At 72.1% G+C, this 13,694-nt stretch carries 13 protein-coding genes; all 13 read left to right on the top strand.

The window, feature by feature from the left end; genetic code table 11:
• Window positions 1-180 precede the first annotated feature (180 nt).
• Genes ACGF5O_RS36215 through ACGF5O_RS36275 form a run of 13 tightly spaced genes read left to right on the top strand, consistent with a single transcriptional unit; the run spans window position 181 to window position 13,690 of the window.
• Window positions 181-1,635, top strand: coding sequence for an aldehyde dehydrogenase family protein (locus tag ACGF5O_RS36215; RefSeq protein ID WP_393814146.1), 1,455 nt, complete (start codon window positions 181-183; stop codon window positions 1,633-1,635).
• 49 nt (window positions 1,636-1,684) lie between these two features.
• Entirely contained in the window at window positions 1,685-3,073 is a 1,389-nt protein-coding gene (locus tag ACGF5O_RS36220; RefSeq protein ID WP_393814147.1) for an ABC transporter substrate-binding protein, read from the top strand.
• Window positions 3,074-5,185 carry an ABC transporter permease gene (locus ACGF5O_RS36225; RefSeq protein ID WP_393814148.1) on the top strand — a complete coding sequence of 704 codons (2,112 nt, stop codon included), beginning with the start codon at window positions 3,074-3,076 and terminating at the stop codon, window positions 5,183-5,185.
• Window positions 5,166-5,876 carry an ABC transporter ATP-binding protein gene (locus ACGF5O_RS36230; protein WP_393814149.1) on the top strand — a complete coding sequence of 237 codons (711 nt, stop codon included), beginning with the start codon at window positions 5,166-5,168 and terminating at the stop codon, window positions 5,874-5,876. The genes ACGF5O_RS36225 and ACGF5O_RS36230 overlap by 20 nt, the downstream gene beginning before the upstream one ends.
• Window positions 5,873-6,580, top strand: a complete 708-nt coding sequence (locus ACGF5O_RS36235; RefSeq protein WP_393814150.1) for an ABC transporter ATP-binding protein — start codon at window positions 5,873-5,875, stop codon at window positions 6,578-6,580. Before ACGF5O_RS36230 ends, ACGF5O_RS36235 begins: the two co-directional genes overlap by 4 nt.
• Window positions 6,577-6,972, top strand: coding sequence for a hypothetical protein (locus ACGF5O_RS36240; protein WP_393814151.1), 396 nt, complete (start codon window positions 6,577-6,579; stop codon window positions 6,970-6,972). Before ACGF5O_RS36235 ends, ACGF5O_RS36240 begins: the two co-directional genes overlap by 4 nt.
• A complete protein-coding gene (locus ACGF5O_RS36245; RefSeq protein WP_393814152.1) occupies window positions 6,938-7,255 on the top strand; it encodes a hypothetical protein in 318 nt (105 codons plus the stop codon). The genes ACGF5O_RS36240 and ACGF5O_RS36245 overlap by 35 nt, the downstream gene beginning before the upstream one ends.
• Window positions 7,256-7,292: 37 nt before the next feature.
• Window positions 7,293-8,591, top strand: a complete 1,299-nt coding sequence (locus ACGF5O_RS36250; protein WP_393814153.1) for an amidohydrolase family protein — start codon at window positions 7,293-7,295, stop codon at window positions 8,589-8,591.
• The gene (locus tag ACGF5O_RS36255) at window positions 8,591-9,358 is read left to right on the top strand and encodes an SDR family NAD(P)-dependent oxidoreductase (protein WP_393814154.1); all 768 of its coding nucleotides are present in this window, start codon (window positions 8,591-8,593) and stop codon (window positions 9,356-9,358) included. The genes ACGF5O_RS36250 and ACGF5O_RS36255 overlap by 1 nt, the downstream gene beginning before the upstream one ends.
• A complete protein-coding gene (locus ACGF5O_RS36260; RefSeq protein WP_393814155.1) occupies window positions 9,358-10,590 on the top strand; it encodes a CaiB/BaiF CoA transferase family protein in 1,233 nt (410 codons plus the stop codon). Before ACGF5O_RS36255 ends, ACGF5O_RS36260 begins: the two co-directional genes overlap by 1 nt.
• Entirely contained in the window at window positions 10,587-11,411 is an 825-nt protein-coding gene (locus tag ACGF5O_RS36265) for an enoyl-CoA hydratase/isomerase family protein (protein WP_393814156.1), read from the top strand. Before ACGF5O_RS36260 ends, ACGF5O_RS36265 begins: the two co-directional genes overlap by 4 nt.
• Window positions 11,396-12,529 carry a thiolase family protein gene (locus tag ACGF5O_RS36270; protein WP_393814157.1) on the top strand — a complete coding sequence of 378 codons (1,134 nt, stop codon included), beginning with the start codon at window positions 11,396-11,398 and terminating at the stop codon, window positions 12,527-12,529. Before ACGF5O_RS36265 ends, ACGF5O_RS36270 begins: the two co-directional genes overlap by 16 nt.
• A gap of 12 nt (window positions 12,530-12,541) precedes the next feature.
• Entirely contained in the window at window positions 12,542-13,690 is a 1,149-nt protein-coding gene (locus tag ACGF5O_RS36275) for an acyl-CoA dehydrogenase family protein (protein WP_393814158.1), read from the top strand.
• Window positions 13,691-13,694: the final 4 nt, after the last annotated feature.

Here is a 13,694-nt window from a genome sequence, read left to right on the forward strand (position 1 = left end):
CCCTTCGGGCCCGGCGATCGCCGTTCCTCCGCCCTGACCGGGCATGATTCCTCCCGCTCCCGTCCGATTGCCCAATTCTCCTGTGCGGATGGTTGCTTCTCATCTAATGAGAAGCTACTTTCCACCGCAGGCAGGGCCAAGGCAGGCAGGACCTGTGACACCCAGAAGAGATGGGGAGCCGTGAGTCTTTTCCATGAGGACCGGCTGTTGATCGACGGGCGGCTCGTGCGCGCGGAGCGCACGTTCGAGACCGTCGATCCGTCCACCGGGAAGGTGCTGGGGACGGCATCCGACGCGGACACCGGTCATGTCGAGGCGGCGGTGGCGGCCGCCCGCCGCGCGTTCGACACCACCGACTGGATGCGCGACCGCGAGCTGCGGCTGCGCTGCCTGCGCCGGCTGTACGACGCGCTGCACACGCACCGCGAGGAACTGCGCGACCTGACCATCGCCGAGGTGGGCGCACCCCGCTCCCTCACCCACGGACCCCAGCTCGACGAGCCGATCGAGATGGTCAAGTACTACGCGGATCTCCTCGAACACCACCCCTTCCGCGAGGAGTTGCCCGTCCTGGAGAGCCGGGGGCGGCGCCACCGACGCTGGATCGAGAAGGAGGCCGCCGGAGTCGTCGCGGCCATCCTGCCGTACAACTTCCCCAACCAGCTGGCCCTCGCCAAGCTCGCACCCGCGCTCGCCGCCGGCTGCACGGTCGTACTCAAGGGCGCACCGGACACCCCGTGGACGACCCTGGCGCTCGGCCGGATCATCGCCGAGGAGACCGGCATCCCCCCGGGTGTCGTCAACGTCCTGACCTCGTCAGGACCCGAGACCGGCGAACTGCTCACCACCCACCCCGGCATCGACATGATCACCTTCACCGGGTCGACCCCGGTCGGCAAGGCGATCATGGCCGCCGCCTCCGCCACCCTGAAGCGGGTCTTCCTGGAGCTCGGCGGCAAGTCCGCGATGATCCTGCTCGACGACGCCGACCTCGCCAACGCCGCGATGTTCGCCGCCTTCACCATCTGCTCGCACTCCGGGCAGGGCTGCGCCCTCACCTCACGCCTGCTGGTCCCGCGCGAGCGGCACGACGAGATCGTCGGCCTGGTCGCGACCATGCTCGGCAAGGTCAGGTACGGCGACCCGGCCGACCCCAAGACCCACATGGGCCCCCTGATCAGCGAGAAGCAGCGGGCCAAGGTGCACGGCATGGTCGAGCGGGCCGTCGCCGCAGGCGCCCGCCTGGTGACCGGCGGCCGGCCCGTCGACGGGGAGGGCTTCTTCTACGAGCCCACCCTGCTCGCGGGCGTCGACCCGGCCGCAGAGATCGCCCAGGAGGAGGTCTTCGGACCGGTGCTCGCCGTCATCGCCTACGACGACGAGGACCACGCCGTCCGGATCGCCAACGACTCGGTGTACGGGCTGTCCGGCGCGGTGCTCGGCGCCGACGCCGAGCGGGCGACCGCCGTGGCCCGCCGGATCCGCAGCGGCACCTTCAGCATCAACGGCGGCAACTACTTCGCCGCCGACGCCCCGTTCGGCGGGTTCAAGCAGTCCGGCATAGGCCGGGAGATGGGCGTCGCGGGCCTCGAGGAGTTCCTCGAGCTCAAGACCTTCGCCGTGCCGGCCGACTGAGCGCGGACGGCATGCGGCAGCCCGGGGCACACCACCGAGGAGGAACCCCGTGAGAGTCCAGGCAATCCCCGCCGCCCTCGCGGCGGCAGCGCTGTTCGCCGTCGCCGGATGCGGCGGCCACGACAGCGCCGGCACGTCGGACGACGGCGACGCCACCCCCACCAAGGCCGCCCAGCAGGCCGCGGGCGGCGACTTCGGCGACCTGAAGAACGTCTGCGGACCCGGCGACGCGAAGAGCGCGACCGCCCAGGGCGTCACCGCCGACAGCATCGACGTCGGCGTCTTCTCCGACGTCGGCTTCACCAAGAACTCCGAATTCGTCGACACCGCCAAGGTGTTCACCTCCTGGTGCAACGCGGCGGGAGGCATCAACGGCCGCAAGCTCGTCGCCACCACCCGTGACTCCAAGCTGACCGAGGTGCGGCCGCGGATGCTGGAGGCCTGCAAGGACGACTTCGCACTCGTCGGCGGCGGCTCCGCCCTGGACGCCCTCGGTGTCCAGGACCGGCTGAAGTGCCTGCTGCCCGACTTCCCGGCGCAGGTCAGCCAGGTCCAGAACGTAGGCTCGGACCTTCAGCTCAACGAGACGGGCGGGGCGGGCTACGCCCGCTACATCGGCTACTACGACTGGCTGCTGAAGCAGGCCTACCCGAAGTCGGCGGACGCCGTCGGCACGATCGCAGGCGACGCCCCGGTGACGAAGGTCCTCAACGCCGAGACCGTGGAGACCGTCAAGGCCGCCGGAGGGAAGGTCACCTACCAGGACCTGTACCCGGCGTCCGGTGTCTCGGACTGGACCCCCTACGCCCAGTCCATCAAGAGCAAGGGCGTCAAGGGGCTCGTGTTCAACGGCGACTTCGCGAGCCTGGCCAAGCTGGAACAGATCCTCACCGGCATGAACTACAAGCTCGACTGGATCGACGCCAACAACAACGCCTACGGGCCCGCGTTCCTGCAACTGGCCGGCACGTCCCTCGCCTACCAGAACAACTTCGCCGACCTCAGCGGCGTCTACCCGCTGGAGAAGGCGGCCGGCAACGCCGCGACCGGGCAACTGACCGCCCTGTTCAAGAAGTACGCTCCCAGCGCCCAGATCACGCTGCCCGGAGTCCGCGGCTTCGCCGCCTGGCTGCTGTTCGCCAAGGCCGCCTCCTCCTGCGGTGACGACCTCACCCGCACATGCGTCTACCGCGCCGCGACCAAGGAGAACGCCTGGACCGGCGGCGGACTGCTCGCCCCGGTCGACCTGTCCACCCCGGGTGCACCGCTGACCTGTTTCAACATCGAGAAGGCCACCGCCAAGGGCTGGCAGCCCGCGGACTTCGGGCCCGACACCGGCGCCTACCGGTGCAACGAGTCCGCCTACAAGTTCAAGGGCAGCTACGGAAAGCCGCTCACCCTCGCCGACGTCGGCAAGAGCATGAGCGATGTGAAGTAGATGGAGCAGTTCCTGACCTTCGGGATCGTCGGACTGAGCACCGCCGCCATCTACGCGGTCATCGGCAGCGGCCTGGTGCTCACCTACGTCACCACCGGCGTGTTCAACTTCGCGCACGGGGCGGCGGGCATGCTGGCGGCCTTCTGCTACTGGCAGTTCACCGTCGGCTGGGGCTGGCCGGTCCCGGTGGCCCTGGCCCTGGTGCTCCTGGTGCTCGCGCCCGCCTTCGGCCTCGCCGTCGAACGGGTCCTGATGCGGCCCGTGCAACGGCTCGGCGAGGCCGAACGGCTGGTGATGACGGTGGCGCTGCTCAGCGGCGCCATCGCCGCCGCCCGCTGGATCTGGGACCCCGACGTGCCCCGGCCGCTGTCGGTGTTCCTCGCCGACAAGCGGCCCTTCCACCTCGGCCCCGCCACCCTCACCTGGCACCAGGCGATCACCATGGCCGTCGCGGTGGCGGTCGCCGCCGGCCTCTGGTTCCTGCTCAACCACACCCGGACCGGCGCCGAGATGCGCGCCACCGTCGACGACCGCGCCCTGGTGCGGCTCACCGGCGCCGACCCGGTCCGGGCGAGCCGCGTCGCCTGGATCCTCGGCACCCAACTCGCCGCGATCGGCGGCATACTGATCGCCCCCACCGTCGCCCTCGACGCCTCCCAGCTCTCCCTCCTGATCGTCAGCGCCTACACCGCGGCCGTCTTCGGCCGGCTGCGCAGCCTGCCGCTCACCTTCGCCGGCGCGGTCGTCGTCGGCTGCATGGAGAGCTACCTCGCCGGCTACCTCCCGCAGAACCCCTACCTGCCCGGCCTGCGCCTGGCCGCCCCGGCCCTGCTCCTCTTCCTCGCCCTGCTCCTGTTCCGCCACCCGGGCCTGCGCCACCGCGACCGGCGGCTCGTCCAGGTCCCGGCGCCCAGCCTGCGCGGCACCGCCGTCTTCGCCGCGTCGACCGTCGCCTTCGGCCTCGTCCTGGCCACCGTCCTGGACGAGGCCGACCTCGTCACCTACGGACCGATCTTCTCCCTCGGCATCGTCGCCCTGTCGTACGTTCCGCTCGCCGGGTACGCCGGGCAGATCTCCCTGTGCCAGCTGAGCATGGCCGGTATCGGCGCCGTCGTCTGGGGACACCTCGGCGGGCACGGGCAGTTGTGGGCGCTGGCCGCTGCGGTCGCCGTGTCCGGGGCGGCCGGGGCGCTGATCGCCGTACCCGCGCTGCGGTTCTCCGGCGTGTATCTCGCCCTGGGCACCGCGGCCTTCGCGGTGGTCCTGGACCGGTGGATCTTCACCCTCCCCGCCTTCCACCTGCTCGGCGCGCGCATCTCGCTGTTCGACCAGGGCTCGGTGGAGATGAGCGGGCCCGACCTGTTCGGCCTGCACCTCGACTCCGCCGCCGAGCTGACCGTCCTCGCCGCCGTCTGCCTCGGCCTCGCCTCGCTCGCCGTCGCCCGGCTGCGGCGCGGCGGCTTCGGGCGGCGCCTGATCGCGCTCCGGGACAGCGAGGCCGCGTACGCGACCCTCGGCGGCAGCCTGCTGCTGACCAAGGTGGCCGTGTTCGCGCTCTCGGCCGGCCTCGCCGGACTCGGCGGCGCCCTCTACGGCATGCAGCAACGCTCCATCACCGCCGAGCAGTTCAACCTCGTCGCCGGACTCCCGATCTTCCTCGTCGCGGTCATCGGCGGCCTCGGCGCGGTGGGCAACGGCCTGTTCGCCGGGACGGCCTACCTCGGCCCCAACATCCTGACCGGCATGGCCTCCTGGACGCAGAACGTCGTCGCCCTGCTGCCCGCCCTGGCCGGGATGGGCCTCGGGCACAGCCCCGAGGGGATCATCGCCCGCCTCCGCCGCCAATGGGCGCCCCTGGGGCGGGACGTGATCGCGCTGCCCGTCCTGCTCGCGGCCCTGGCCCTGGGCTGGGTACTGCGGCTGGCCGACGCGATCGACGGCTGGACGTTCCTGACCGGCTCCCTGGTCGTCGCGTTCGCCCTGCGCGCCTGGGCCGCCGCACGGCAGGCCCCGGAGGCCGAGGCGGACGTACCGGTCGAGTGGTGGGGCGTACGCCGGCCCTGGCGGCCCCAGGACGGGGAGGTGCTGGCCCGTGCCACTGCTGGACGTTAGCGGCGTCACCGTCGCCTTCGGCGGCAACCGCGCCCTGGACGGGGTCGGCATGAGCGCCGACCGCGGCCGGATCACCGGCCTGATCGGACCCAACGGGGCCGGGAAGAGCACCCTGTTCGACGTGGTGTCCGGACTGCGCCGCCCCTCGGCGGGCCGGGTCGCCCTCGACGGCCGTGACGTCACCCGCCTCGGCCCCGCCCGCCGCTGCCGGCACGGACTGGCCCGCACCTTCCAACGCCTCGAACTCTTCGGCCGGCTGAGCGTGCGCGACAACCTCCTCGTCGCCGCGGAACTCGGCCCCGGACGACGGCGGGCGGCACTCCTGGCCGACGAACTGCTCGACAGGCTCGGCCTGACCGGCATCGCCGACACCCGCGCCGACAACCTCCCCACCGGCGTCGCCCGCCTGGTCGAGGTCGGCCGCGCCCTGGCCGTACGGCCCGCGCTGCTGCTCCTCGACGAGCCCGCCGCCGGGCAGGACGGCGAGGAGACCGAACGGTTCGCGGCCCTGCTGCGCTCGCTCGCCGCCGACGGCACCGCCGTCGTCCTGGTCGAACACGACATGGGGCTGGTCATGGGCGTCTGCGACGAGGTGTACGTGCTCGACCTCGGGAAGGTCATCGCCGTAGGGCCGCCCGAGGTGATCCGCAACGACGAGACGGTGCTCGCGGCCTACCTGGGGGACGTGTGAACGCTCTGCTCGAACTGCGCGCCGTGCGCGCCGCCCACGAGGGCATCACCGTCCTGCACGGCGTCGACCTGGGTGTCGGCGCCGGGCAGGTCGTCGCGCTGCTCGGCCCGAACGGCGCCGGAAAGACCACCACGTTGCACGTCGCCGCCGGACTCCACCCGCCGCTCTCCGGGCAACTCCTGCTCGGCGGGCGGGACATGACCGGCGCCGACCCCCGCGACCTGGCCCGGGCCGGGGTCTGCCTCATCCCCGAGGGACGCGGGGTCTTCCCCAGCCTCTCGGTCCGCGACAACCTCCTCATGATGACCTTCACCGGCCGCACCCGCGCGGAGATCGAGGAGATCGCCTACGCCCGCTTCCCGGTCCTCGGCAAGCGGCCGGGCCAGGCGGCGGGGACGCTCTCCGGCGGCGAGCAGCAGATGCTCGCCCTCGCCCGGGGCCTGGCCACCGACCCGGCCGTGCTGCTCCTCGACGAACTCTCCATGGGACTCGCCCCGCTGGTCGTCTCCCGGCTCTACGAACAGGTCGCCGAGATCGCCCGGCAGGGCGTCGCCGTCCTGGTCGTCGAGCAGTTCGCGGCCGCCGTCCTCGGCATCGCCGACCACGCCGCAGTCCTCGTGCGCGGCCGCATCGAACGTCAGGGCCGCCCCGACGGCGGGCTGCGCGACGAACTGTCCGCCCTCTACCTCGGGAGCTCCGCATGACACCCACCGAGCCGCCCACCGACTCCCGTGCGGACCGCTTCGTCCGCGAGCTGGCCGACCTCCGGATCCCCGACCCGGCCGCCGCCCGCGCGGGCCTGTGGCTGCGCCTCGGCGCCGCCCTGATGGCCGTCGGTCTGGTCCTCGCGGTGTCGGCGTACTTCGTCTCGCACAACACCCAGAACCCGCTGGACCAGCGTGACGCCCTCGCCCTCGGCCTCGGCGGCATCGCCGGGACGGTCGTCGGCGCCGCGCTGTTCCTGCGCTACTCGCTCACCGGCTTCCTGCGGTTCTGGATGGCCCGCCAGTCCTACGACCTCGCCGTGCTCGCCGACCGCCTGTCCGAAAGGGACCCGAACCATGACCTCACCAGCACCGACGCTGCGCCCCGGTGACCAGCTCGCCAGCACGGTGTGCACCACCCGCGTCGTCGTGGTCCGCGCCCCCGCTGCCCGCCAGCCCGCCCTGACCTGCGGCGGCGCCCCCATGGTCCCCGCCGCCACCGCACCGCCCCCGCCCGCCACCACCGGCGACCCGGTCACCATCCTCGGCAAGCGCTACACCGACGCCGACGACACCCTCGAACTGCTCTGCACCAGCCCCGGCACCGGCGAACTCGCCTGCGCGGGCGTCCCCATGACCCTCAAGGCCGCCAAACCCCTCCCCGCCTCGGACTGACCCGCACCCACCGGCTTCACAGCGAAAGGGACCTCGCATGAACAAGGACAACCTGATCCTCATCAGCGTCGACGACCACGTCATCGAGCCGCCGGACATCTTCGTGAACCACCTCCCGAAGCGGTACCTGGACGACGCCCCCAAGCTCGTCCACCGCGAGGACGGCAGCGACGTGTGGCAGTTCCGCGACAACACCGTCGGAAACGCCGCCCTCAACGCGGTCGCCGGGCGGCCCAAGGAGGAGTACGGCCTCGACCCGCAGGGCATGGACGAGATCCGCCCCGGCTGCTACGACGTCCACGAACGCGTCAAGGACATGAACGCCGGCGGCGTCCTCGCCCAGATGAACTTCCCGTCCTTCCCCGGCTTCTCGGCCCGCATGTTCGCCACCGAGGACTCCGACTTCTCCCTCGCCCTGGTGCGCGCCTACAACGACTGGCACATCGACGAGTGGTGCGGTGCCTACCCGGGCCGCTTCATCCCGATGGCCCTGCCCGCCATCTGGGACGCCGAACTCTGCGCGGGCGAACTGCGCCGGGTCGCCGCCAAGGGCTGCCACTCGATGACCTTCCCCGAGAACCCCGCCGCCCTCGGCTACCCCAGCTTCCACGACCCCTACTGGAACCCGGTGTGGCAGGCCGCCTGCGACACCGACACCGTCCTGTCGGTGCACATCGGCTCCTCCGGCCGCCTCGCCATCCCGGCCGTCGACTCGCCGCCCGACGTGATGATCACCCTCCAGCCCATCAACCTCGTCCAGGCCGCCGCCGACCTGCTCTGGTCCCGCACCCTCAAGGACTTCCCGGACCTGAGGATCGCGCTCTCCGAGGGCGGCACCGGCTGGATCCCCTACTTCCTGGAGCGGGTCGACCGCACCTTCGAGATGCACGCCGCCTGGACCCTCCAGGACTTCGGCGGCAAGCTCCCCTCCGAGGTCTTCCGCGAGCACTTCCTGACCTGCTTCATCACCGACCGGCTCGGCGTGAAGCTGCGGCACGAGATCGGCATCGACAACATCTGCTGGGAGGGCGACTACCCGCACAGCGACTCGCTGTGGCCCGACGCCCCCGAGCAACTGCACGGCGTCCTCGACGAGTTCGCCGTCCCGGACGCCGACACCGTGAAGATCACCCACGAGAACGCCATGCGCTGGTACTCCTTCGACCCGTTCTCGCACATCCCGCGCGACCAGGCCACGGTCGGCGCCCTGCGCCGGGCCGCCGCGGGCCACGACGTCAGCATCCGGGCCCGCAGCCGCCAGCTCAAGGAACCCGTCGACAAGCTGGAGGCGTTCCGCGCCCGGGCCCGCGCGGCCGTAGCGGCGGCGAGCAAGTAGTGGCGTACGGCAACGAGCTGTTCGACCTCACGGGACGCTCGGCGCTGGTCACCGGAGCCGCGGGCGGCATCGGCGCCGCCGTCGCCCACGCGCTCGCCCGGGCCGGCGCCGCCGTCCTCGTCACCGACGTCGATCCGACCGCCGCCGCGGCCGTCGCCGGGAAGATCACGGCGGCGGGCGGCACCGCCGACAGCGCGCCCCTCGACGTCCGCGACCGGACCGCCGCCGAGCACGCCGTCTCCCGGGCCGCCGACCTCGCCGACGGCACCCTGCACATCCTCGTGAACAACGCCGGCGTCACCGCGCCGGCCATGTTCCCCGACCTCGACGAGGACGCCTTCCGCCGCCTGCTCGACATCCACGTCCTGGGCACCTTCACCTGCTCCCAGGCCGCCCTCCCGTACCTGCCCACCGACGGCACCGGACGCATCGTCAACGTCACCTCGTCCGCGGGCCTGACCGGCACCCTCGGCCAGGTCAACTACTCGGCCGCCAAAGCGGCGGTCATCGGCATGACCAAGTCCATGGCCAGGGAGCTGGCGAGGCGGCAGATCAAGGTCAACGCCCTCGCACCGCTGGCCGCCACTCCCATGACCGAGACCATCCGCACCCACGAGAAGTTCGCCGCCACCATGCTCGCCCGCATCCCGCTCGGCCGCTGGGCCGAACCCGACGAGGTCGCCGGGGCCTTCGTCTTCCTCGCCTCTGACGCGGCCTCCTTCGTCACCGGCCAGGTCCTGCCGGTCGACGGCGGCCTGGTGATCTGATGACCGAGGGACCCCTCTCCGGCGTGATGGTGGTGGCCCTGGAACAGGCCGTCTCCGCGCCCCTGTGCACCCGGGTCCTGAGCGACCTGGGCGCCCGGGTGATCAAGGTGGAGAACCCGGACGGCGGCGACTCGGCCCGCCACATCGACGACGTGGTCGGCGGCCTCGCCGCCCACTTCGTCTGGGTCAACCGGGGCAAGGAGTCCATCGCCCTCGACCTCAAGTCCGAGGCCGGGACGGCGATCCTGCACCGCCTCCTCGACCGCGCCGACGTGCTGGTCTCCAACCTCGCCCCGGGCACCACGGCCAAACTCGGCCTGGCCCCCGACGACCTGGCGACCCGCCACCCCGACCTGATCGCCGTGGAGATCGACGGCTACGGACCCGGCGGACCGCTCTCCCACAAACGCGCCTACGACCTCCTCGTCCAGGCCGAGTCCGGCGTCTGCGCCATCACCGGCCACCCCGGTGCCCCGGCCAAACCGGGCCCGCCCATCGCGGACGCCAGCACCGGCCTCTACACGGCCCTGTCGATCGTGGCGCTGCTGTACGCCGGTGAGCGCCGCGGAGAGAGGGGCGGAGCCGTCGCGGTGAGCATGTTCGACACCATGGCCGAGCTCATGGGCTATCCGCTCACCTACACCCGGCACGCGGGCCACTGGCAGCAGCCGCTCGGCATGAGTTCGCCCGCCGTCGCCCCGTACGGCGCCTACCGCACCGCCGACGGTCACACGGTCGTCCTCGGCACCACCAACGACCGCGAATGGCAGCGCCTGGCACTGGAGTTGCTGGACCGCCCCGACCTCGCGGCCGACGACCGCTTCCGCACCAACCCCGACCGCGTCACCCACCGCGACCTGCTCGACGCCGAGATCGGCGCCTGGTGCGGCCGTCACCAACTGGTGTACGTCCAGCGGCGCGCCGACGACGCGGGCATCGGCAACTCCCGCTACAACACCCCGGACGACGTGCTCGCCCACCCCCACCTCGCGGCCCGCGACCGCTGGCGCCGCATCGACACCCCCGCCGGACCCGTCCCGGCACTGCTGCCACCCCCGGTCATCGCCGGCTACGACCCGCCGATGGGCGCAGTCCCCGCGCTCGGCGAGCACACCGAGCGGATTCTGGCCGAACTCGGCGTCCGGGAACCGGAGTCCGGGAGCGGCGGTGTCGGCGACCGGGAGCCGAGGAGTGGCGATGCCGCTGACCCGGAGTCCGGGAGCGGCGGATGAGCGCCCCGCCCGCCCTCCTGACCGGCGACAGCGGTGCCGTACGGACCCTCACCCTGAACCGCCCGCACCGCAGGAACGCCGTCGACCGAGAACTGTGGGGACTGCTGCGGCAGGCGCTCACCGAGGCCACCCACGACCCCGCCGTACGGGCCCTGGTCCTCACCGGCGCCGGCGGAGCCTTCTGCTCCGGCGCCGATCTCACGAGCGGCGCCGCCGACACCCGGCACCCCCTGGACAAGGTGCGCGATCTCAACGAGGTCGCCCTGCTGCTGCACGAGTCGCCGGTGCCGACCGTCGCCAAGGTCGACGGCGCGGCGGTCGGCGCGGGGTGGAACCTGGCGCTGGGCTGCGATCTGGTGGTGGCCACGCCGGAGAGCCGGTTCTCGCAGATCTTCGCCCGCCGGGGCCTCTCCCCGGACTGCGGCGGCTCCTGGCTCCTGCCCCGGCTCACCGGCCTCCAGCAGGCCAAACGACTCGCCCTGCTGGCCGAGACGATCGACGCCGAGGAGGCCCGGTCGCTGAACCTCGTCACCTGGGTGGTGCCCGCCGACGAGATCGACGCGTACGTCGCCGACCTGGCCGACCGGCTGGCGGCCGGGCCGCCGGTCGCCCTCGCACAGACCAAGGCGCTCCTCAACGAGGGCACCGGCCGCACCCTGCGCGAGGCGCTCGCCGCCGAGGCCCGCGCCCAGACGGCGAACTTCGCCTCGACCGACGTGACCGAGGCCTACGCCGCCTTCGCCGAGAAGCGAGAACCGCGTTTCACCGGCCGCTGGTTCCGCAAGCCCGCAACGGAGGACCCTTCATGCGCGAAGCAGTGATCGTCGAGGCCGTCCGCACCCCGGTCGGGAAACGCGACGGCGGCCTGTCCGGTGCGCACGCGGCCGACCTCTCCGCCGTCGTCCTGAACGCCCTTGCCGAACGCACCGGCCTCGACCCGGCACTCGTCGACGACGTCGTCTGGGGCTGCGTCTCCCAGGTAGGCGACCAGTCCAGCAACATCGGCCGCTACGCCGTCCTCGCCGCCGGCTGGCCCGAGACCGTCCCCGGCACCACCGTGAACCGGGCCTGCGGATCCAGCCAGCAGGCCCTCGACTTCGCCGCGCACGCCGTCATGTCCGGCCAGCAGGACGTGGTCGTGGCCGGCGGGGTCGAGGTCATGAGCCGGGTGCCGCTCGGCTCGGCACGGGCCACCGGGACTCCATACGGGCCCCAAGTCCTCGCCCGCTACCACGACTTCTCCTTCAACCAGGGACTCTCCGCCGAGAAGATCGCGCAGAAGTGGGGCTTCACGCGCACCCGCCTGGACGAGTTCGCGGCCCTGTCCCACGAACGCGCCGCAGCCGCGCAGGACAGCGGTGCCTTCGAGGCGCAGATCGTGGCGGTGGAGGGGGTCAAGGCCGACGAGGGCGTACGGCGCGGCACCACCGCCGAGAAGCTGGCACGGCTCAGGCCCGCCTTCCTCGACGACGGCCTCATCCACGCGGGCAACGCCTCCCAGATCTCGGACGGCGCGGCGGCCCTCCTGGTCACCACCCCGGCGAAGGCAAGGGAGTTGGGGCTCACCCCGGTCGCCCGCTACCGCTCGGGCGCGGTGGTCGGCGCCGACCCGGTGCTCATGCTGACCGGCCCGATCCCGGCCACGGAGAAGGTGCTCGCGAAAGCCGGTGTCGGCCTCTCCGAGGTCGGTGTCTTCGAGGTGAACGAGGCCTTCGCGCCCGTCCCGCTCGCCTGGCTCGCCGAGACCGGCGCCGACCCGGCCCTGCTCAATCCGCTCGGCGGCGCCATCGCACTCGGCCACCCGCTGGGTGCGTCCGGTGCCGTCCTGATGACCCGCATGGTCCACCACATGCGCGACCACGGGATCCGCTACGGCCTGCAGACCATGTGCGAGGGCGGCGGCACCGCCAACGCCACCCTCGTCGAACTCATCGACTGACCGGGGGTTTCGGTGCGCCGACAGATCTTCACCGCCGACCACGAGGAATTCCGCACGCTGGTCCGGGAGTTCGTGGCCAAGGAGGTGGTCCCGAACTACACCTCCTGGGAGCAGGAGGGCCGCCTGCCCCGTGAGCTCTTCGAGCGGCTGGGCGCGCTGGGCGTCCTCGGCATGGCGATCCCCGAGGAGTACGGCGGGTCGGGCATCGCCGACTACCGCTACAACGTCGTCCTCCAGGAGGAGGCGTCCCGGGCCTTGGTCACCCTGGGTACCGTACGCACTCAACTCGACGTCATCCTGCCCTACTTCCTCGCCTACGCCGACGCGGAACAGCGGCAGCGCTGGTTCCCCGGCCTCGCCGCCGGCCGGCTGCTCACCGCCATCGCCATGACCGAACCCGGCACCGGCTCCGACCTGGCGGGCATCCGCACCACCGCCGTACGCGACGGCGACACCTACCTCCTCAACGGCGCCAAGACCTTCATCACCGGCGGGCTCCTCGCCGACCTGGTGATCGTCGTCGCGCGGACGTCGGCGGACCCCGCCGACCGGCGTGCGGGACTGACGCTGCTGGTGGTCGAGGACGGCATGCCCGGCTTCACCCGGGGACGGGTCCTGGACAAGCTGGGCATCAAGGTCCAGGACACCGTCGAGCTGGCCTTCGACGACGTGCGCGTCCCGGTGGCCAACCGGCTGGGGGAGGAGGGCGCGGCCTTCGGCTACCTGGGCCACAACCTCTCGCAGGAGCGGCTGACGGTGGCGGTCGGCTCGGTCGCGCAGGCACGGGCCGCCCTGGACACGACGATCGGCTACGTCAAGGAGCGCGAGGTCTTCGGCAGGCCGGTGGCGGCCTTCCAGAACACCAAGTTCGAACTCGCGGCCGTGGCCGCCGAGATCGAGGCCGCCCAGGCCATGCTGGACCGTGCGGTCCTCGATCTCGTGGCCGGCGAACTCTCCGGCGCGGACGCGGCCAAGGTGAAACTCTTCTGCACGGAGACGCAGGCCCGTGCGGTCGACCGCTGTCTGCAACTCTTCGGCGGCTACGGCTACATGACGGAGTACCCGATAGCGCGGTTGTACGCCGACGCCCGGATCACCCGCATCTACGCCGGAACGAGCGAGGTCATGAAGGTGATCATCGCCAAGTCGCTGGGACTGTGAGGGC

The sequence above is a fragment of the Streptomyces sp. NPDC048291 genome (assembly GCF_043201715.1).
In the GTDB taxonomy this organism is placed as follows: domain Bacteria; phylum Actinomycetota; class Actinomycetes; order Streptomycetales; family Streptomycetaceae; genus Streptomyces.